The organism is Bernardetia aquimarina, from assembly GCF_042180575.1.
Taxonomy (GTDB): Bacteria; Bacteroidota; Bacteroidia; order Cytophagales; family Bernardetiaceae; genus Bernardetia.
Genome location: NZ_CP170094.1, coordinates 2,253,358 through 2,274,678, shown reverse-complemented (window position 1 = coordinate 2,274,678; position 21,321 = coordinate 2,253,358). Strand labels below are relative to the sequence as shown.

At 30.9% G+C, this 21,321-nt stretch carries 16 protein-coding genes and 1 pseudogene; 15 read left to right on the top strand and 2 right to left on the bottom strand.

The window, feature by feature from the left end:
• Positions 1-4 precede the first annotated feature (4 nt).
• Positions 5-874 (bottom strand): hypothetical protein, encoded by an 870-nt coding sequence (locus tag ACE193_RS09610; RefSeq protein ID WP_375562764.1) that lies wholly within the window; start codon positions 872-874, stop codon positions 5-7.
• 533 nt (positions 875-1,407) lie between these two features.
• Between ACE193_RS09610 and ACE193_RS09605 the strand changes: the two genes are divergently transcribed.
• The 15 genes and pseudogenes from ACE193_RS09605 to ACE193_RS09535 all read left to right on the top strand — a co-directional run bounded on the left by ACE193_RS09605 (position 1,408) and on the right by ACE193_RS09535 (position 17,619).
• Positions 1,408-2,502, top strand: a complete 1,095-nt coding sequence (locus ACE193_RS09605; RefSeq protein WP_375562763.1) for a Glu/Leu/Phe/Val dehydrogenase — start codon at positions 1,408-1,410, stop codon at positions 2,500-2,502.
• 48 nt (positions 2,503-2,550) lie between these two features.
• Entirely contained in the window at positions 2,551-2,916 is a 366-nt protein-coding gene (locus tag ACE193_RS09600) for a transposase family protein (RefSeq protein WP_375562762.1), read from the top strand.
• 35 nt (positions 2,917-2,951) lie between these two features.
• Entirely contained in the window at positions 2,952-3,395 is a 444-nt protein-coding gene (locus ACE193_RS09595) for a helix-turn-helix domain-containing protein (protein ID WP_375558679.1), read from the top strand.
• A 31-nt stretch (positions 3,396-3,426) separates the two neighbouring features.
• Positions 3,427-3,993 (top strand): annotated as a pseudogene (locus tag ACE193_RS09590) (IS630 family transposase); the annotation flags it as partial.
• Between the two features lie 2 nt (positions 3,994-3,995).
• Entirely contained in the window at positions 3,996-4,841 is an 846-nt protein-coding gene (locus ACE193_RS09585) for an ISL3 family transposase (RefSeq protein ID WP_375562761.1), read from the top strand.
• A gap of 298 nt (positions 4,842-5,139) precedes the next feature.
• Positions 5,140-5,757, top strand: coding sequence for a TonB-dependent receptor plug domain-containing protein (locus ACE193_RS09580; protein ID WP_375562760.1), 618 nt, complete (start codon positions 5,140-5,142; stop codon positions 5,755-5,757).
• 176 nt (positions 5,758-5,933) lie between these two features.
• Entirely contained in the window at positions 5,934-6,137 is a 204-nt protein-coding gene (locus ACE193_RS09575) for a hypothetical protein (protein WP_375562759.1), read from the top strand.
• A gap of 105 nt (positions 6,138-6,242) precedes the next feature.
• Positions 6,243-7,247 (top strand): YhcG family protein, encoded by a 1,005-nt coding sequence (locus tag ACE193_RS09570; protein ID WP_375562758.1) that lies wholly within the window; start codon positions 6,243-6,245, stop codon positions 7,245-7,247.
• Positions 7,248-7,256: 9 nt separating this feature from the next.
• On the top strand, positions 7,257-7,709 hold the full coding sequence (locus ACE193_RS09565) for a DUF4375 domain-containing protein (RefSeq protein ID WP_375562757.1): 453 nt from the start codon (positions 7,257-7,259) through the stop codon (positions 7,707-7,709).
• A 122-nt stretch (positions 7,710-7,831) separates the two neighbouring features.
• The gene (locus ACE193_RS09560) at positions 7,832-8,563 is read left to right on the top strand and encodes a segregation and condensation protein A (protein ID WP_375562756.1); all 732 of its coding nucleotides are present in this window, start codon (positions 7,832-7,834) and stop codon (positions 8,561-8,563) included.
• 154 nt (positions 8,564-8,717) lie between these two features.
• Positions 8,718-10,190, top strand: a complete 1,473-nt coding sequence (locus tag ACE193_RS09555) for an alkaline phosphatase PhoX (protein WP_375562755.1) — start codon at positions 8,718-8,720, stop codon at positions 10,188-10,190.
• A 193-nt stretch (positions 10,191-10,383) separates the two neighbouring features.
• Positions 10,384-12,246, top strand: coding sequence for a cytochrome-c peroxidase (locus ACE193_RS09550; RefSeq protein WP_375562754.1), 1,863 nt, complete (start codon positions 10,384-10,386; stop codon positions 12,244-12,246).
• Between the two features lie 168 nt (positions 12,247-12,414).
• Positions 12,415-12,708, top strand: a complete 294-nt coding sequence (locus tag ACE193_RS09545) for a hypothetical protein (RefSeq protein WP_375562753.1) — start codon at positions 12,415-12,417, stop codon at positions 12,706-12,708.
• A gap of 172 nt (positions 12,709-12,880) precedes the next feature.
• Entirely contained in the window at positions 12,881-14,146 is a 1,266-nt protein-coding gene (locus tag ACE193_RS09540) for an NAD(P)-dependent oxidoreductase (RefSeq protein WP_375562752.1), read from the top strand.
• 464 nt (positions 14,147-14,610) lie between these two features.
• The gene (locus ACE193_RS09535) at positions 14,611-17,619 is read left to right on the top strand and encodes a DEAD/DEAH box helicase (protein WP_375562751.1); all 3,009 of its coding nucleotides are present in this window, start codon (positions 14,611-14,613) and stop codon (positions 17,617-17,619) included.
• 292 nt (positions 17,620-17,911) lie between these two features.
• On the opposite strand, the gene ACE193_RS09530 is transcribed toward ACE193_RS09535, so the two are convergent.
• Positions 17,912-21,259, bottom strand: a complete 3,348-nt coding sequence (locus ACE193_RS09530; protein ID WP_375562750.1) for a leucine-rich repeat domain-containing protein — start codon at positions 21,257-21,259, stop codon at positions 17,912-17,914.
• Between the last annotated feature and the right edge of the window lie 62 nt (positions 21,260-21,321).

The window sequence follows — 21,321 nt, the reverse complement described above, 5'->3', positions numbered from 1 at the left end:
AGATTTATCTTTTATATGTGTACAAAGTAGTATCCATTTCAGAAGTTACACTAACAGTAAGTTTTTTATCGTTGTTTCTTAAAGAAGGTGGAATTATCAAAAACCCTTTTTCATTAAAGCAAGTTTTTACATTTTCAGGAGCAACGATTCTTGTGCTTGCTGTATCAAAAGGAATTAGTAGTGAAAGATACAATGCTCTTTTACCATCTGGAATGCCATTATTATCTATTCTTTCCGAAACATGAACGGTCATTTTATAGTTAGAAACAATTTTTTCAATTTTATGTGTGATAGTTTCTTGCCTTATAAAGTGAATATCATCAGTGTACATTTTCATTAGTTGAGTTTCAAAACGAGCCAAATGATATTTACTTTCCAAACTATCTCTAGAAAAATAAAGCTGATTGAGTTGAGAGTTATTTAATCCGTTTTCTAGTTCAAAGTTTTGATAGCGTTTTTCTAAGAGTGGAACTATTTTTTTTGCTTCATTTATATACATTTTAAAGATAGAAGTAATTGGAATTTCCTTTTTTTCTGAAAAGGTTATTTTTTTTAATTCATTCAAAACTATCACCTCTCTCAAACTATCTAACCTGTTATCTATTTGATAAATTTCTAAATAGGATTTTCGTAAAGCAAATTCTATCAAAACATCTCCTTCGTAAAACTCTCTTTTCGTTGTTTTAAACTCTTTATGATACTGCTCAGAAAGCTCATCAGTAAACTTAATCCCTTCCTTAAAAATCATTTTTTCTTCTTCTGTGTATTTTTCTTTCACAAAATCAGAATATCCAAACCACAGAAAAGCAATCAGCAAAAGGAAAGCTGGTAAAATAGGATTCAATGGATTCAATAATTTCCGAAGGTATTTCATAGCGTTTTTGAGTGGATAATAAAGACAAACTAACGCAAAATTTATCACAAAGGTTAATCAGAACAAAAAAAATGAAATTTTTTTAGAAAAAAATGAAAAAAAATTTCCTACCGTTTTTGACTTATTTAACAATTTATTCACAATGTAATCTTGTTTTTTAATAAATTATTATTTTGTGTTAGCTAGATTTTGCAAAATAGATTTTTTAGTGAAAGTGATTTTATTACTAACTGATTATCAATGAAATAGCGATTTTTTCAATTATTATTATATTTTTGTGAATAGGAAGTTACTAAACAACGATCTGCAAATAAAATTCTATTAAAAAACAGACTTCAAAATTATATTTGGTTTAGTAGAATAAATAATGTAAATGACCTTATTTAATTCTTTTATAAAGTAGTTGTATAGACAGCTATATAAGTCATTAAACCTATAAGATTTTAAAAATGGTATAGGTTTAGAAAAACAAAAATAAAACTTAATCTTTTCTAATAAAAAATACTCACACACACACTTTTTCTTCTTAAATTATGGTACAAACACTCACTCCTCCGACAAATGATTCTGTAATGGAAATTATGCAAAAAATGGGACATGAAAATCTTGTTTTTTGTCAAGACGAACACTCTGGTCTTCGTGCAATTATTGGTATTCACTCTACCGTTTTAGGACCTGCCTTGGGTGGAACTAGAATGTGGAATTATGCGACTAGCAATGAAGCTGTAACTGATGCACTTCGTCTTTCTCGTGGTATGTCTTATAAAAACTCTATCGCTGGACTTAATTTAGGTGGTGGAAAAGCTGTTATTATTGGCGATGCACGTACTCAAAAAAATGAGCCTTTATTGCGTCGTTTTGGTAAATTCGTAGAAAGCCTTAACGGAAAATATATCACAGCCGAAGACGTAGGAATGACGACGGTAGATATGAGTTATATCGCAATGGAAACCAAACACGTAACTGGTTTAGACGAAAATCGTGGTGGTTCGGGCGACCCTTCTCCATTTACAGCTCTTGGAACGTATATGGGAATGAAAGCAGCAGCCAAAAAACTATACGGAAGTGATAGCTTAGAAGGGAAAAAAGTTTCTATTCAAGGTGCTGGACATGTAGGCGAATATATCATCGAACATTTATCAAAAGAAGGTGCAAAAATATATGTTACTGATGTTTATGAAGACCGTTTGATGGATATTGCAAAGAAATATAAAGTAGAAATTGTAGGTTTAGAAGAAATTTATGATTTAGATGTTGATATTTACTCTCCTTGTGCTTTGGGAGCAACTGTAAATGATGAAACATTGAGCCGTTTGAAATGTCAAATTATTGCAGGTTGTGCAAACAATCAGCTTAAAGACGAAACGATTCATGGAAATGCATGTTTGGAACGTGGAATCATTTATGTTCCAGATTTTTTGATTAATTCAGGTGGTGTAATCAATGTGTATTCTGAATTTGCTTCACTTCCTCGTGAATGGGTTGTTCAGAAAACTGAGCGTTTGTATGACATGTGTTTGGAAGTAATCAATACATCTGTTTCTGAAAGCAAAAACGCTCAAGATGTAGCCATTCAGATTGCTCAAGAAAGAATTGACTCTATTGCAAATATCAAAACTAGAAGATAATTTGGTTCTTCCGACAATTTAGCGATAATTTCTTAATTTAGCCTTTCTATGGATACTAACACAATAGCAATTTTATTAGGTTTTTCAGATTTTTCAGTAACGAAAATAGAATCTTCTCCACTTCGCTTAACTATTTATGGAGAAAGTAATTTAGCCGATTCTATTTGTCCTAATTGCTTGAAAAAGTGCAATAAAGTGACTTCTACTTCAGAACGTATTGTTCGTGACCGAAATATTTTAGACAAAGAGGTTTATTTACACTTAACTTCTCGTCAATTTCATTGTCAAGATTGTACTCGTTACTTTCAAGAAGTTTTTAGTTTTGTTTCTAAGCAAAAAAATCAAACTCATCGTTTGGAAAAATATCTTTATTTATGTTTGAAAGATAGCAGTTTCAAAGAAGTAAGTAGTTAGACAAAATTATTAAATATTTTTTTTATCTTTGTTTTATGAGAGGAAAAAAACGTTTTATTAGTTTGAGTATAGAGGAAGTATCTTCCTTAGAGCAAGGTTGGAAAGAAGGTAAATCATCAACTTTCCGTACTCGTTGTCATTACATTCTTTTAAGCCATCAAGGAAAAAAGGTTAGTGAGATAATGGATTTTTATCAAGTTACTCGCCAATTAGTTATTCGTTGGTTTAATCGGTATGAAAAAGAGGGCATAGCAGGATTAGAGACGAGTAAAGGACAAGGTCGTCGCCCTATTCTTCGTATAGATAATGAAGAAGAAATGAATAAAGTAGAATCTCTAGTTGAAGCCAGTCCTCAAAGTTTGAAAGTAGTTGTTTCTCAATTGGAAGAGGAATTGGGTAAATCTATGTCAGTCAAGACTTTAAAAAGGTTGCTTAAAAAAAAAATGGTGTTGGAAACGCTTCAGAAAAGTAACTGTTAAGAAACCTGACCCTGTTGTATATGAAGAAAAAAAACGTAGTTTAGAATTTCTCATTCTTTTATTTTTAGCAGGCTGTATAGATTTGCGTTTTTGTGATGAGTCTTCCTTCAATTTAGAACCCAATGTTCCTTATGGTTGGTGTAGAATAGGAGAACAAGTAGGCATTAAAAGTAGTAAGGGAGGTAATTTAAATGTATTTGGATTGCTTAACTTGCGTGGAGAACTAAGCAGTTTTGTAAGCACCCAAAACATTAATTCTAAAGTTATCATTGATTGTATAGATCAGTTTGTAGAAACAATTGAAAAAACGACTGTTCTAGTGTTAGATAATGGACCTTGGCATATTTCTAAAGAAATAGAAGAGAAAATAGAGGAATGGGAAGAGAAAGGAGTACTTATTTTCTACTTACCTTCTTACAGTCCACATTTGAATCCCATAGAAACACTATGGAGAAAAATCAAAATAGAGTGGTTAAGACCTCAAGATTTCACGAGTAAAGAAGACTTACATCAAGCTGTAAAAAATATTCTAAAAAAATACAATAGTAAAAAGTATAAAATTGATTTTACTATATATAAAGGAAAATTGTTACGATAATTATGTCTAACTACTTAGCTATCCGAGAAAACATACTTTGGGATGTTTTAGATGGTATTTTTAAAACCTATAGTAAACGTGAGATAAAAAAACACCTAGATTATTTTCCTCGACGTTTAGGTATTGATGAATTTGCTTACAAAAAAGGAAAAAAGGAATATGCTGTTGTTTTAGTAGATTTAGATACAGGTCAAGTTTGGGATATTTTAGAATACCGTAATAAAGAGTATTTAAAAGCCTATTTTTTATCCAAAGGCGAAGTTTTTTGTACTAGTATAGAAGTATTTTCTTGTGATATGTGGGAGGGATTTTCAAATACAGCAAAAGAAGTATTTCCTAACGCTGATGTAGTAATAGATCGCTTTCATTTTTTTCAGCATTGTAATAAAGTGCTAGATAGCATTCGTAAAGAATTACGACGAAAAGATGATAAAAACGTTCATTTCAAGCAAATAAAATGGCTTTTATACAAGGCATGGAAAGACCTTACTTATAAAGAAAGACGAGTTTTACTTAAAGCGTTTAGGTTTAGCTCAACGCTTAGACAGGTGTATTTTATGAAAGTGGAATTACAAAATATATTTAATACTGATTTGAGTAAACAAGAAGCTAAAAAACTACTAGACCAATGGATAGAAGAAGCTCAAAAAATAAATCATAAGGCTCTAAATAGATTTATAAATACGTTTAATTCTTGGAAAAATGATATTATTAATTTCTTCAAAGATAGATATTCTAACGGAATAGTAGAGGGAATTAATAATAAAATTAAGACCCTCAAAAGGAGTGGGTATGGGTTTAGAAACTTTCAAAATTTTAGATTGAGAATGATAGTCAAATTCATATAATCGCTAAAAAGTCGGAAGAGCCGATAAATTTTGTAATGTTATCGTCGGTGGGGACACCGACAACGGCAGGATTTGTAATTGTCAGACAATTTCAGAAGTGTCAGACAATTTACACACAGCAAAAAAATAGAAAAAAGCGAATTGCCTTGCTGCAATTCGCTTTTTTTGTGCGTATGGTTTAAGTATGAAATACAAATCACATCTAAATTTTAGCACCATGAAAAAAATCTATCAAATCATTTTTGCACTTCTTCTCTTATTTTTTATTACAGAACAAGAAAATCTAGTTTTTGGATAAGTGGATTTACAAACTGCTCTTTCGGGTAGATGTGGGCAGGGCATTTTATCAGTTAATCAAAAAGATAGTACAAATCAAACAGTAAAAGACACAACCAAAACAGCAGCAACTAGATTTAGATGCCGAGCTAGATCTACTTTGGATTTAATTAGAGAACCTTTATATATCATAGATGGTATTCCACTCTCTGAAAATGATTCTACTTTTAAAAAGCTCTCTCCAAATGATATTGAATCAATTTCTGTATTAAAAGGAGCGACAGCAACAGCTCTTTATGGTTCTAGAGGTTTCAATGGCGTAATCTTAATTACACTCAAAAAGAAAGAAATCAAAGAAGAGAAAACAGAAAAATCAGTAGAAGAAATAGCAATAAATATTTTCCCAAATCCTACCTCAGATTTTGTAAAAATTGCTTTAGATATAAAAGAAAAATCAGAAGTAGAAATCAAAATTTATAATCTTCAAACCTTAGAGAGTTATGAAGTTGTAAAAGAAGAATACGAAGCAGGAAAACAAATAATCAAATACCAAACGGATTTCTTGAAAAATGGTATTTATAATCTCAAAATTAAAATTGGAAATCAGATTATCGAACGCAAACTTGTTATTGAAAATTAAAAAATTACATAACACAGATTTTTATAAAAAAAGCGTATTGTATTTTAGTACAATACGCTTTTTTGTGTGTAAATTTGACAAAAAATGTAGCAAAGTAGCGTACTCTTTAGAGTGCGAAAATGTACCATACGCTTTAGCGTTTGGAAAAAGAACTAAAAACCAGTTTATTAAAAAATATGGCAACAGAAAAATATATTTGTGAATCTTGTGGAAGCAACGAGTTTGTAACCAAACCAAATCATTTTGACTTATTTTCAGCAGAAGATGGAAAACTTATTTTTCAAGAATCAATGTTGGTAGAAGATGACAGCGCAATCGAACTCTTTTGTTTTGAATGCGATGAAAAATTAGAATTTGATGATGACGATTTAGAGTTTTAACTTTTCTTTAGAAATTGTGGAGAATAGAAATTAGATAAATTCTGATTCTATTCTCTTTTGATTTTTTTGTAAATTGTTTTTTTATATTTCCATAAATTCTACCTTATGAACAATCAATTTTACCAAACTATTCGTCAAATCATTATTGATGCAAGACAAAAAGTAGCAAAAACAATCAATTTTGCTATGGTAGAAACGTATTGGTTAGTAGGAAAACATATTGTAGAAGAAGAACAAAACGGAAAACATCGTGCAGAATATGGAAAAAATCTATTAGGTTATTTATCCGAAAATCTAAGTAATGAAGTCGGAAAAGGCTTTGACAAATCTAATTTGTCAAATATGAGAAAATTTTATACAGCTTTTCCAATTCTTGACGCACTGCGTCAAGAATTGAGTTGGACACATTATCGCCAATTATTGCGCTTAGAAAATCCAAAAGCAAGACAATTTTATATAGAAGAAACGGTTGCAAATGGTTGGAGTACACGAGTTTTGAATCGTCAAATTAATTCATTGTATTATGAAAGATTACTTTCTTCATCGGATAGAAAAGAAGTAATAAACGAGATGCGAGAAAAAACTAAAGAACTTGCGCCAGAAGATTTTTTGAAAGACCCTTATATTTTGGAGTTTGTTCAACTCAAAGACAACAGCAACTATTTAGAATCTGAATTGGAGGAAACTCTTATCGATAAACTCAATGAATTTTTATTAGAATTAGGAAAAGGATTTGCTTTTGTAGCTCGTCAGAAACGAATTAGTACAGAAACAAAGCATTTTTATGTGGACTTAGTTTTTTACAATTATTTGCTAAAATGTTTCGTTTTGATAGATTTGAAAGTTGCAGAACTTTCGCATCAAGATATTGGACAAATGGATATGTATGTTCGTTTGTATGAAGACAAGTACAAATCAGACGACGATAATCCAACTATTGGGTTAATTTTGTGTACAGACAAAGACCAAACGATTGTAAAATATTCTGTTCTGAATGAAAATAAACAGCTTTTTGCTTCAAAATACATGCTTTATCTCCCTACCGAAGAAGAGTTAAAAGCAGAATTAGAACGAGAAAAATTATTTATTGAGAATAGAAAGAAAATTTAATTTTAAAAAATGGATATTGTAGAAGAATATTATTTTGAAGCAACAAAAAACATAACTGAAGAAATATTGAAAGACCATAATCAATGGTATGATTATGTATTGAAACTTGAAAAGAAATTACAAGTAACTTATACGATTGTAATTTTTCATGAACAAGTCTTTAACGGAGGAATAGATCAGTATTATGTTAATAGTTATGGCATTTTTAGTAGTATTACAATAGATAATTTACGTTACATTGGTTCGGCTAAAGAAGCTGATATTCTTGAAGAAGTATTTTTAAAGTTAAGAAAAAATTATTCTGACAAAGAATTTATAAATAAACTATTTTGGAGTGATTTGAATGAAATTTACGAAAAGGAATGGGAAGACTTTGCAGAAGCTAAAACAGAACAATATTATGAGTTATCAGAAGCTAATCATATTTATGATAATTTAGAAAAATACCTTACTGATAAGTGATTCTATCTTTGTCGATATTTTGGTTCAGCGACACCAGTAAAAAATAATCAAAGAATTACAAAAATAAATTTACGCAAAGAAATCTCGTAATTTTTAATTCGTAATTCGTAATTGAATAAAACATGTACGAAATAAAAATACCCGTTTTTGAAGGCGCATTTGATTTGTTACTTTTCTTTATTGAGAGGGACGAATTAGACATTTATGATATTCCGATTACCAAAGTAACGACTGATTTTTTGGAGTACATTCGTGCGCTAGAAAAAATGAATATCGAACTGGCAAGTGAATTTATTGTAGTGGCTGCAACACTCATGCAGATAAAAGCTAAAATGCTTTTGCCTCGTGAGCAGGTTGATGAAGAAGGAAATATCATTGACCCAAGAAAAGAACTCATTCAACAGCTTTTAGAATATAAACGTTATCGTCCTGTTATTCAACAGCTTTCTAATTTGGAAGATGATTCTTTGGCTAGAGAAACACGAGGAAATATTATTTCAGAACTCAAAACACTTTCAAAAGTACGTCCAGAAGATGTAGATTTGGAAGATGTGGATTTGTATAAATTACTAAAGGCTTTTCAGAATGCAATGGAACTACACGAGCTTTCACAACCAAAACTTAATAATATAAAGCCTTATCCATACAGCGTAAATAATCAAAGAGCCTATTTGATTCAGAAGGTTTTGAATAATGAACGAGTAAATTTTTTGGAAGTTTTGAAGGAAAGTGGAAACCGTGTTTTGGTCGTTTTTAACTTTTTGGCAATCTTAGAACTTATCCAAGTAGGAGATATTAAGCTAGAAATCAGTGAAGAACCTGATTTTAATGAATTCTTTTTATGTAAAGGATAAATTTTTTGTTAAGAAAAACCAAACAAAGTATATCAAAAAAGTGCAATTTCTTAGTAAGGAGTTAATCAGTAGGTAAGGCACGAGTAGTAAGTTTGCAGCATCAAAAAAAATACTAAATGCTCATTCAAAAATTTACTATTTCAATATTATCAAAATGAAAACTTCAAAATTTACTTTATTAACTCTTGCTTTTGTAGGTTTAAATCTAACAACAGCTTGTAAAGACGACGATAATGATACACCTGATGTAATCACTACAGATGTAGAATTGGCTGCTCATTCTATCACACCTTCATTTTTAAAACTTTCTTCTGAATTTTCAGGTGTAAAAGTGATGCCTTTGCTTACTTCAGAAGACAAATTAAGCGAAAGTCCTAATTTCGTTTATGGCTCAATGGCTGATGGTGCTGGCTTGTTGAAAAATGCTGATGGAACTTTTACACTTATCAATAATATTGAATCTGATTATTCTATCGCAAGAATCACACTTGACAAAACATTCAAACCTATAAAAGGCGAGTACATCCTCAACGCACAAGCAACAGCTTCAACAGCTCAATGTTCGGGAACTCTTATTACTCCTGAAGAACATGGTTTTGGTCCTTTGTATTTGTCTGGTGGAGAATGGGGAGGCGCATCTAAAGGTGTTTTTGCTACTGACCCTTTCAAAAGTGCAACTTCGGCTTCTTCGCCTCGTATGCTTACTGCAATGGGACAATGGTCGACAGAAAATGCTGTTCCAATCGGAAAAGACGCATATTCTGACAAAACAGTTGTTTTTATTGGTGATGATCATTCAGATAATGCTATACCATCAGGACAATTAGGAATGTATGTTGGTGATAGAGGTGATTTAGAAGGTGGAAAGCTTTACGGACTAAAAGTAACATCAAATGGTATCAACTATGAAATGGATATGAAAGAAGGGACTTCTTATGACATGGAATTCGTAGAACTCAATGAAACAAATATTGATTTGTTAGATGCAGAAGCCAAACAAAAAGGTACAATGGGATTCTCAAGAGTAGAAGATATTGACTGGAGAAGAGGTTCTGCAAACAACAACAGAGAAGTTTATTTTTGTGTTACAGGTCGTAAAAAAGATGGTTTAAAAGGAAAAGGGTCTTTTTACGGACGTGTTTATAAATTAGAAATGAATCCAGAAGATCCAACCAAGGCAGGTAAAATCACTTGTGTATTAGATGGCGACAAACTAGATGGAAAAGCAAAAGCATTTCATAGTCCAGATAATATCCTTGTAACTGAAAATTATGCTTATATTCAAGAAGATCCAAATGGCTATTTTGATACACAAGACAAAACACATTATGCACGTTTATATCAATATGATTTGAGAACAGGAGCATTAAAAGTAGTTTTGGAATGTGACCAAGTAACAGCAGCAGCACAAGGGTATGGAACAGAAAATGGAGTCTGGGAAATTACAGGAATGATTGATGTTTCTGATGTTGTAGGAATTGATGAAACATTCTTAGTAATCACTCAAAATCACGGTTGGGAAAGAGTTGATGGAACTCCTTTTACAGATGCAAATGCTGTGTCTGATGTAAATGCAAGTACAAAAGAAGGAAGTATGTTATTTATCGTAAATGGTTTAGGAAGATAATTTTTCTATTCTTATTTACTAAAAACAGCCCTAAGAAACGATTGAATAAGTCAATTTTTTCTTAGGGTTTTAGTTTATAATATCGTTCAAGCATTTGCTTGGACGCTCTTTTTCGCAAGCATATGCTTGCAAAGTCATAAGCACAAGATAGAATCTTGCGCTAGAAAGATTAATCTGAAAAACACTCTCTCAAATGAAATTCCCAATTTCCCTCCTTACCTTAGTTTCTATTTTACTTTTTGCTGTTTCTTGTACAAATTCAGAAAAAGAAACTTCTCAAAAAAGCAATCTTCAAGAAGTCAAAAATCCATTCAAAGAAATAGAAACCATCTATTTATCAAATATAGAAAACTGTATCAATAATTTAGAAGCTACCAAAAAAGCACTCAATTTTATTGATAAAGACACAGCTTATAATAAAATTCATATCCAAAAAAGTCAAGAACATTATAGAGAAGCGAGAAATAATTTTAAGAAAATAGAACCAGTTTTGTCTTTTGTGGATGCAAATAATTACAAAACACTTATCTCTCCAAATCTTTTGAAAGTAGAAGAAGAAGATGCTACCAATATCAAAATTAATGAGCCTTTTGGTTTTCAAGTGTTGGAAGAATTATTATTTTTAGAAATCAATTCAAATGAAAACATAGAAAAAGAAATCGTCAAAAAAATTCAAAAAAATGCTGATAAAACACTTCAACGTCTTCGATTAATTGAAAGGAATACGAATCTTTCTGTTTATAAAAATTATCATTTTTTGTGGCTTTTGAGAGATGCTATTTTTAGGGTAACTCTGACAGGAATTACAGGTTTTGATTCTCCTTCAGGAATTTCTCTTGATGACAATAAAATTGTTTATCAAGAACTAGAAAACTATTTATCTTTTTTCGAAGCTAATTTTGAGAAAAAAGAAATTTATCAAGAATGGAAAGAATCACTAAAGAAAAGTATTCAGTTTCTGAATGAAGATGATAAAACTAATTTTGAAAATTTTGATAGATATTCATTTATAAAAAATCACACAGAAGCACAAATCCAGCTTTGGAACAAGACAGTAAAAGATTGGAAAATAGATTTTCCTTTAGAACTTGCCATTCAAAATGATGCAACTTCGCTTTTTTCAGATTCTACATTCAATCTAAATTTCTTTTCTGACCAAAAATTAGGACAAATCTCAAAAGATAAAATCGTTTTGGGAAAACAGCTTTTTAATGATGTAAATCTTTCTAGCAATAAAAAAATGAGTTGTGCAACTTGTCATCAGCAAAACCGAGCATTTACAGATGGAAAGAAAATTCCAGAAGGTCAAAAAAGAAATAGTCCGACGCTTATGTATGCAGCCTTGCAAAAAGGTTTTTTTTATGATAATAGAGCAGGAAGTTTAGAAGGACAAATTGTATCAGTTATCAATAATGAAACAGAATTTCATACCAATGCAGAAATTTTATTGCAAGCTGTTAAAGAGAATCCAGAGTATGTTCAGCAGTTTTCAAAACTTTATTCAGATAGTTTGACAGAACAAAATATCAGAACAGCAATGGCAGATTATATCCGTAGTCTTTCACCTTTTTCTTCTAAATTAGATAGAAATATGAAGGGAACAGAAAATTCTTTGACTCAAAATGAAATCAATGGTTTCAATCTTTTTATGGGAAAAGCTGCCTGTGCGACCTGTCATTTTGCGCCTCTTTTTAATGGAACTGTTCCACCTTCGTTTAGAGAATCTGAAATAGAGCTTATTGGTATTCCGTCAGAAAATGATATCCTAAATGCAAAAATTGATACAGATTTTGGAAGGTACGCCATTTTCAAAACAGAAGAAAGAAAGCATTTTTTCAAAACTCCAACACTTCGAAATATCTCAAAAACAGCACCTTATATGCACAATGGAGTTTATACTACTTTAGAAGAAGTAATGGATTTTTATAATCGGGGTGGAGGTACAGGAATTGGAATTGATTTGGAATATCAAACCTTACCAACCGAACCTTTGAATTTATCAGAACAAGAAATCAAAGATGTAATTGCTTTTTTACGAACTTTAGACGACGAATAAAGGAAGGAATATTTTTTTTGTAACTTACAAATTAACCCTGAACTATATAGCCCAGTAAATTACTATCACTTGGTTTTTTTAAGACAATACCTAATATTTTTTTAGTCTTCGCAAGACTCTGTAAAATAAGATATGAGTAAAATTTTGTACTATAATATATCAACAATCATGAGGAAAATATTAGACCAAGCTAAAAGAAACAAAACGTGGGGAGTTATTATACTGGCAAATTTAACTTTATTATTACCTCTATATTTAGCACTTTCAAATGCAAAAGCAGGAATGGAAACATTAATTATAGCTGTGGTGGCATTAGTTTCTGTTCTTGCAATAAATCCAATTATAGCTCTAATTTTAGTTTTATTCACAGATTCAAAGGATTGGGAAAAGTGGCTTTTTGCTGCATGTATTGTATTTTCAATAATCTCTAGCTTTATACTATATGCTTTATATGCATCATAAAATATATTTAAAATAAGCAGAAAGTAAGATTTTAAACTGTCAAGTTCCTGTAGCTCGTTAAATTGCTATTGTTTTGTTGAGTAATTTATATATAGTCTATAAAAAGAAGGAATATTTTTTTTGTAATTTGCATCAAAATTGAATTTAACACACACAAACGCAGTTCCTTTTTATGCAAAAAATAGCTCTTATTCGTGAAGGCAAAACGCCACCTGACCGTCGTGTCGCTCTTACTCCTACTCAATGCAAAGAAGTTTTAGATAAATATAGAATTACTGATAAAGATTTCGAAATATTAGTTCAGCCTAGTCCTATTCGTTGTTTTTCAGATGAAGAGTACGAAAAAGCAGGTTGTAGAGTTACAGAAGATATAAATGAAGCGAGTATTCTTTTAGGTGTAAAAGAAGTTCCCAAACCTCAACTTATTGAAGGCAAAACCTATTTGTTTTTCTCTCATACCATCAAAAAACAGCCGTATAATAGAGATTTATTAGAAAAAATTATAGAAAAAAATATTCGTCTAATTGATTATGAAGTTCTGACAAATGCAGCAGGGCAAAGAGTAATTGCTTTTGGTCGTTATGCAGGAATTGTAGGAGCATATAATGGGATTTTGACCTATGGAAAGCGTTTTGATTTGTTTGATTTGAAGCCAGCCAATGAATGTTTTGATATGGATGAAATGTGGCAAGAATTTGAAAAAGTAAAACTTCCAAACATAAAAATAGCTGTTACTGGTGGTGGAAGAGTGGCAAAAGGTTCAGTAGAAGTTTTGGAAGGAATGAAAATAAAGGAGGTCAGTCCAGAAGATTATTTGAATAAAGAATTTGATGAAGCTGTTTTTACTCGTCTTCGCTCAAAGGATTATCATTTCAAAAAAGGAAAAACAAAAGAAAATAAAGAATTTGATTTAAAGGATTTTTATAATAATGCTGGTAGTTATGAGAGTCATTTTTCAGATTTTGCTCAAAAGACTGATTTATTGATTGCTGCTGCTTATTGGAATCCAAAATCGCCTGTTTTGTTTACCAAAGATGAAATGAAGCAAAACAATTTCAAAATCAAAGTGATAGCTGATATTACCTGTGATATTGAAGGTTCGATTCCTTCTACGAGTCGTCCTTCTACGATTGCAGAGCCATTTTATGATTATAATGTAGAAACAGAAAGTGAAGAAAAACCGTTTTCTGATGAGAAAAATGTTACGGTTATGGCAGTTGATAATTTGCCGTGTGAACTTCCTAGAAATGCCTCAAAAGATTTTGGTAGAGAACTGATAGACCAAGTTTTGCCCTATTTATTATTTGAAGATAATCCTTATTACCTCAAAGAACATAATTTTGATGATGGCAAACGTATCAAAAGAGCTACTGTTACTAAAGACAAAGACCTTGGAGAAGAGTTTGAGTATTTGAGAGATTATTTGGAAGGGAAATAGATTAACTCAAATCCTTGGGTAGGGAACAGAATTTGACTATTTTTTCATACAGTCTTGTAATTATGTAGTGTATTCTAGCTGCATCACAGCTAAATTTCTAAAAAATAAAATGCTTTTAAATAAGTATTTTATTTTTTAGAAATTATGAACAGCCTACCCTAAGGGTTTCGAAAACTACTTTTGATTGAGTATAGCTTTTAACTTCTATAAAATCTTTGCATTGTATCTACTGACAATAATTTAATCCATAGAAAAGAGTATGAAGAAATATCATGCTTTGTGTAACATCATCAAAATTAGTTATGCGCCATTTGCAATAGGATAATGAATTTCCAACAAAAAATGAATTTCAGAACTCAAAAAAAATCCGTATTTTTGAAGTTGTCTTTTTCTAAAAAAGGTGCTTTTTTGTTTTAGGTAGATATAAAATGTAGTTCTAATTCGTAATTTTTAATAATTGATTAATGAATGTTTCGCCTAACGAATCGTTTAAAGTTGTTTATTCTTTATATGAACATCAGTTTTTGGGTTGTTTGTTTGAGTCGTTTGTGGTACAGGTTCAGCATGGAAAACTGACACTCAAATATCAAAATATTTCTTCTCGTAATGCCCATGAGTTTGATAAAGGTTTGTCAGAATCTGATTATGAATTGATAAAATTAATGGATTCGATTCAGCAAGATGCTATTATCAAAAAATTTAGTACTGTATCTTCAAAAGTAGGAAAGACAGCCAGAACAAATAAAGCAGGAAAAAAACTAACTATTTTTGATTTTGTAGATAAAATTTATGACGAAGAAAAAGGCGATAAAGTTACTCAAAAGCTAATTGAGGAATATATAGAGGTGAAAAAAGTAAAAATTCTGAATCTTCTTTTAGAAAAAAACAAGCTGGTCTATACCATGCAACGAGACGGAACACCAACAGGAGAGTTTATCGAAATCCCGAAAATTCCTGCTACAATTCTTTTTCACGTCTATAAAAATCCTGATAATACACAATATTACCCCACCATTCGTCATAATGAAAAGACGATAGAATTTCGTCAGTCTGATGCCAAAATTGTTTGTAATTCTCCTGCTTGGTTACTTCACAAAAACATTTTATATCATTTTGATAGACCTTTGGAAGGTGCAAAACTAAAGCCTTTTTTACGCAAAAAATTCATTCTTGTTAATAAAAGTGTTGAAGAAACTTATTATAAAAAATTTGTAGCTTCTTTGATTTCATCCTATACTGTGATTCCAGTAGGCTTCAAAATTGAACACGAAAAACACGACCCACAAGCCGAACTTCATTTCAAAATTCTGTCTTCTTCTACTGGGTCACTTTTTGATACAACTGTTTCTTCAAAAAGCAACTCAAATCAAAATGAAAGTGAAAATACAGTAATTTTTGAATTAAATTTTAGATATAATAATGAAATTTATAAGGTTTCAGAACTCAATGAACAGCAAAATGGTCACGTCGTTTTTGAAAATAAAGATGATAACTTTATTTTTACAAAGTTTATCCGACAAGTTGTAATAGAAAAAGCTGCCATTTCAAAACTCAAAGAATTAGGCTTGAAAATTCAGAAAGGAAAAACTACGCTTCCTCGTGGAAAGGCTTTTTCGTGGATAACAGAAAATGAAAATATACTACAAAAACTAGGAATTGAATTAAAACAACATCAAAGTGAAGAAGGCAAAAATTATTTTATTGGAAAATCTCAAATTAGTATTTCGATAGATGAAAATAAAGATTGGTTTGATATTAATGCAAAAGTTTTTTTCGGAGAATATCAAATTCCGTTTATGCAGCTTCGTCAGTATATTTTGAAAGGGCAAAAAGAATTTACATTACCAAATGGAGAAATTGCCGTGATTCCTGAAGAGTGGTTTGTAGAATATAGTGAGCTTTTTGAGTTTATGCAGTCAAAAGATGAAAAGTTTGCACTCAAAAAACACCATTTGGCACTCGTTCAAAATTTAGAACAAGGAAATCTTGCCAACGTAACAATGAACCGAAAACTTCAAAAACTCTATGATGCTGATAATTTTGGAGAAATAGAAGATTTCGAACTTCCAAAAGGATTCAAAGGACAATTACGTCCCTATCAAAAAGCTGGCTATAACTGGCTGCGTTTTTTGCAAGAATTTAATTTTGGTGGCTGCTTGGCTGATGATATGGGACTTGGTAAAACGGTTCAAACCCTTGCTTTGCTTCAAGCACAGAAGGAAAAAGAGGGAGAAGTTGCGCCTTCATTACTTATTATGCCTACTTCACTTTTGTACAACTGGGCAGTTGAAGCCAAAAAATTTGCACCTGATTTGAAAGTTTGGCGATATACTGGAACAGACCGAAATAAAGATATTACGACTTATTTTCCAAAGTATGATGTTATCTTGACTTCTTATGGAACGATGCGAATTGATGCCGATATTTTGAATGGATTTTATTTTAATTATGTAATCTTAGATGAATCACAAGCCATAAAAAATCCGACTTCGGCAATTTCAAAAGCTGTTAAAACGCTAAAATCTCGTTTTAAACTTATCTTGACAGGAACGCCAATCGAAAACTCTACACTTGATTTGTGGTCACAAATGTCCTTTGTGAATGGTGGACTTTTGGGCAATCAAAAATTCTTCAAAACGCATTATCAAATTCCGATAGAAAAGCAAAGTGATGTCGATAAAGCTAGAAAATTACAGACTATTATAAAGCCTTTTATTCTTCGAAGAACTAAAAATCAAGTTGCAACAGAATTGCCACCAAAAGTAGAAAATATCATTTATGTAGAAATGAGTAAATCGCAAGAAAAGGTCTATGAAGAAGCAAAATCGTATTATAGAAATGAAATTTTGAAACATATCGAAATTCAAGGAATGGCAAAATCTCAAATTATGCTTTTACAAGGTTTGACTAGATTGCGACAACTTGCCAATCATCCAAAAATGGTCGACCCAGATTATGATGGCGATTCTGGGAAATTTTCAGATTTGACAGAAAAATTAAAATCTGTTTTGAGTGAAGGACACAAAGTTCTGATTTTTAGTCAGTTTGTAAGGCATTTGACTTTAGTTAGAAATGAATTAGACAAAGATAAAATCAAATATTCCTATCTTGATGGAGGAACAAAAGACCGAAAAGCTGAAGTCGAAAATTTCCAAAATGATGACAAAATAAAAGTTTTTCTGCTTTCTCTAAAAGCTGGTGGAGTTGGACTGAATCTTACGGCTGCTGATTATGTATTTATGTTAGACCCTTGGTGGAATCCTGCCATTGAAGCACAAGCTGTGGACAGAGCGCACCGAATTGGACAAGAAAATAAAGTGTTTATTTATAAATTCATCACTCAAAATTCCGTTGAAGAAAAAATATTAGCTTTACAACAACAAAAAATAGCCCTTTCACAAGATTTGATTACAACAGAATCTAGTTTTGTCAAAACGCTTTCTAAAAATGATATTGCTGACATTTTGAAGTAACCTTTATGAATCTAATAAAAATAGTATTTCTTTCAGTTTTAGTATTCCTACTTGCTTTGCTTGTACAATAAAATCACAGGATTATTTAGAACAAATCAAAGAGGCATAGTAGATAAATTCTTTCTTTTTAGAATGGAAAAGCTATTTGCTTAAATTCCAATTTTTTAATGTGTCCCATTTCTTTTTGAATTTCAGCTTTTGATTTAGTTATACCAAAATAAAATCTATTTTTTTCCTTTAGATTTCTCGTTCAAGCATTTTGTATAGATTTAATGTTTATTTTGGTATTATTTTATCGTACCACCGAAATATATCCCATAATTGGCTTCAACGAATCACTAATTCGAATTTTATAATAATATGTTCCTTCAGCGAGTTTCATTCCATTCAGAAGTGCGTCCCATTCTTTACGATAACCATTTTTTTGAGTAAAAATAATTTTTCCATTTCTATCAAAAATTTCTACATCAGCAGTTGGGTAACGGTCTAAAAATGGAATTTGCCACGTATCATTTGTTCCATCATTATTTGGGGTAAAGGTATTCGGAATTCCTGCAAAACAATCTTCATTTATTTCTACAAAAATAGTATCAGCCGAACATTCATCTGCTTGATAAACAATTTTATACATTCCTTGATTCGATTTATTTAATTGAATTTCCCCACTCACAGAATCTAATTCAATTCCTGTATCTGTTGTAAAGAAAAAAGCGTTTTTATTTCCTACATTATTCAAAATGGTCGGTTTTGGATTAATTTCTAATCTACAATAACTTTCATATTCATAATTGAAACGAGCATCAATCGGTTTTCTACGAATCACAAAATCAGATAATGTAATCTCACAATCATTTGCATCTATAATCTTTACTTGATAAGGTGCTGTTTCATTGGGTTCTAACTCTGAAAGGTCATTGGTATTTGCTGCAATGGTTGTTCCTTTGTATGTCCAAATAGTTCTGTAAGGCTCTGTTCCTCCTTTTATTTGTAAAGAAATTTTTCCGTCATTGAGTTCCGAATTACAAGTAGCTTCTTCTGTAATTACATTTCCATCTAATAATTGAGGTTCTGAAATTGAAATAAGTAAAGAATCTTGACAGCCCAAATCATCAGTTACGTTTACTTTATAATCGCCTTTTGAAAGGGTTGATAAAGAATTTTGAGTTGTTCCATCTTCCCACAAAACTTGATAATTTCCAAATGCTCCTCTAATTTCTAATTCTATTTTTCCATCATTTCCACCAAAACAAGAAACATTCGTGGTTTTTGCTTCAATTTTTAGATTCGAAACTTCAATCAGAATGACATTACTATATTTTGCATCACAATTAAACGTAGTGTCAGGCGTTACTTTTCTTCTAAAATAAGTAGAAGTTGATAATTCTTGAGGTTGATAAGTGAGTGTACTATCCAAATCTGTCCAATTCAAACTATCTGTTGAGGATTGCCATAAATAAGTATGACCAACAAGCGAAGAATCTCCAGTCAGAAGGCTTGGCGTTTCATTTCTACAAATACGCTGTGAAGAAGAAATAATATTATTTTTTACTCCTGCAAAATTTATTCTGACCGTATCGATTACTGTACAAAAGCCATTATCCACCCAAACCGTATAAATTCCCTCTTCCGAAATTCTTATATTTTGAGTTGTATCACCTGTACTCCAAAGATATTCTATTGCATTTGGTGTAGCAATTAATTCATATTCAAAAGGGTCACAGAAAGTTGTATCTTTAAAATTTTCATTAGGAAAATTATTATCAGGAACAGTAAATTCTGTAATAATAGCCGTTTCGGATTGTAAAATTAAATTAGGAACACTATCATTTTTTATTTTGACATAATAATTTCCGATGTGTTTGGCTGCTAGGATTGAATCTGTTTCATTTTGAATAGAATCACCATTAAAAAACCATTGATAATGATTGTATTTTCCTGCTGTTTGTACTTCCAAATAACAAGGTTGGATAATAGGAACAGTTGCTTGAGGAGAGTAACTAAAACTTGCAACTTTCGAAACCTGTTCTTCTAAATCTTCAAAAGTAAGCCTATTATTACTGACATTTAAAGATTGTAAATTGGTAAGCGAATCTATATTATCTATTTCTGTAAATTTATTTTTACTCAAATCTAATGTACGAAGTGAAGAAGATACCATAAAAAATGAATTCGGAATTTTTCCTTCAAAATTATTTATAGAAGCAATAAAAGTCTGAATACTTCTCATATTTCCTATTTCGGAAGGCAAAGTTCCCCTAAATTTGTTAGTAGAAATATTGAAAAACCCCAAAGAAGAAACAGTAGCTATTCGTTCGGAAAGCTCTCCATCTAATTTATTATTGTTTAATTTTATTGTTCTCAAATTTCTTAAATCATAAAAATCTATTTTTTCAAAATTTGTCAGTTTATTATAGGATAAGTCTAAATAAGATAAATTTGTAAAGGAATTAAAAGAATAAACTAAATTGATATCAAGAGGAATATCTATATCTTCAAGAGGTTCTGTTTGAAATAAATTATGTGAAAGGTCAAGATGAGAAAGAACACTTGATAAAGGCAAACCATTAGGTAAAACACTTTTAAGTTTGTTGTTAGAAAGATTTAATATAACAAGCGAAGGTGCATAATACACTTGTATTGGGACTTGATTTTCTAATAAATTATTTGATAAATTACACGTTTTGAGTTTTGACAGATTACCCAAAGAGGAAGGAATTGTTTGAGTTAATTTATTATTCTGTAAAAAAAGTGTTTCTAAGTTTTGTAGATTTGTAATTTGTGGATTTAAAGAAAATTGATATTCATTATTTGATAAATCTAAATAGGTTAGGTTTCCCAAAGTATATAAAGAAGTGGGTAATCCTCTATTTCTTCCGAATTGATTTGAAGCTGCTGATAAAATTTTCAAATTTGGCATAACAGAAATAATATCTCCCAAATCGGAATTAAAACTATTCCTTGTTAGATAAAATTCTTCTAATTGTGTCAGATTTCTCAACGAATTGGGCAAGCCACCAGAAAAACGAGAAGCCGAAAGATTAAATTTTTTGAGTTTTCTAAAATTACCAAATTCAGACTGCATACTTCCAGCAAAACTATTTGACTGAATATACAATTCTTCTAAATTAATCAATAAAAAAAAACCTGTTGTATCTGAAATAGGGCTTGTAAAACCATTTTGAGCAATATTTAGATAAGTCAGTTGTCGCATCTGTCCAAAAATAGAAGGAATGTTTCCATAACTTGCTTTATATTTAGTTGCTGCCATGCTCAATGATTTCAGATTAGAAAGTGAGGTAAGCATTTCTAATGAACCTGTCAGATTATTCGAAGAAATATTTAGACTTTTGAGTGCAGAGAGTCTGCCTAAGAAACTTGGAAGCTCTCCTACAAGTCCACGACTACTCAAGTTTAGAGCTACTATACGTTTATTTTCTATGGTTACGCCACTCCAAGTAGTTGCACTTTGATTAAGTTGCCAAGGGGTTGTCCAATTTCTGCCATCTGTTGCTTGATAAATCTCTACCAAAGCCAACGAATCATTTGCAATAACATTACACTCACATTGAGCAAAACTATTTGTTGAAAAAAAGGTGTAAAAAAAGAGTGTCAATAAAAGGGGAAATAGATAATTTTTCATGGTTTATTTTGGAAGAAAGGGGAAGACAAAATAATTGTTTGATAGAATTTTGTAAGAATGGA

Bases quoted from the DNA above. Each gene is read 5' to 3' on its own strand.
- ACE193_RS09610 (WP_375562764.1), bottom strand. From the start codon at position 874: ATGAAATACCTTCGGAAATTATTGAATCCATTGAATCCTATTTTACCA.
- ACE193_RS09605 (WP_375562763.1), top strand. From the start codon at position 1,408: ATGGTACAAACACTCACTCCTCCGACAAATGATTCTGTAATGGAAATT.
- ACE193_RS09600 (WP_375562762.1), top strand. From the start codon at position 2,551: ATGGATACTAACACAATAGCAATTTTATTAGGTTTTTCAGATTTTTCA.
- ACE193_RS09595 (WP_375558679.1), top strand. From the start codon at position 2,952: ATGAGAGGAAAAAAACGTTTTATTAGTTTGAGTATAGAGGAAGTATCT.
- ACE193_RS09585 (WP_375562761.1), top strand. From the start codon at position 3,996: ATGTCTAACTACTTAGCTATCCGAGAAAACATACTTTGGGATGTTTTA.
- ACE193_RS09575 (WP_375562759.1), top strand. From the start codon at position 5,934: ATGGCAACAGAAAAATATATTTGTGAATCTTGTGGAAGCAACGAGTTT.
- ACE193_RS09570 (WP_375562758.1), top strand. From the start codon at position 6,243: ATGAACAATCAATTTTACCAAACTATTCGTCAAATCATTATTGATGCA.
- ACE193_RS09565 (WP_375562757.1), top strand. From the start codon at position 7,257: ATGGATATTGTAGAAGAATATTATTTTGAAGCAACAAAAAACATAACT.
- ACE193_RS09560 (WP_375562756.1), top strand. From the start codon at position 7,832: ATGTACGAAATAAAAATACCCGTTTTTGAAGGCGCATTTGATTTGTTA.
- ACE193_RS09555 (WP_375562755.1), top strand. From the start codon at position 8,718: ATGAAAACTTCAAAATTTACTTTATTAACTCTTGCTTTTGTAGGTTTA.
- ACE193_RS09550 (WP_375562754.1), top strand. From the start codon at position 10,384: ATGAAATTCCCAATTTCCCTCCTTACCTTAGTTTCTATTTTACTTTTT.
- ACE193_RS09545 (WP_375562753.1), top strand. From the start codon at position 12,415: ATGAGGAAAATATTAGACCAAGCTAAAAGAAACAAAACGTGGGGAGTT.
- ACE193_RS09540 (WP_375562752.1), top strand. From the start codon at position 12,881: ATGCAAAAAATAGCTCTTATTCGTGAAGGCAAAACGCCACCTGACCGT.
- ACE193_RS09535 (WP_375562751.1), top strand. From the start codon at position 14,611: ATGAATGTTTCGCCTAACGAATCGTTTAAAGTTGTTTATTCTTTATAT.
- ACE193_RS09530 (WP_375562750.1), bottom strand. From the start codon at position 21,259: ATGAAAAATTATCTATTTCCCCTTTTATTGACACTCTTTTTTTACACC.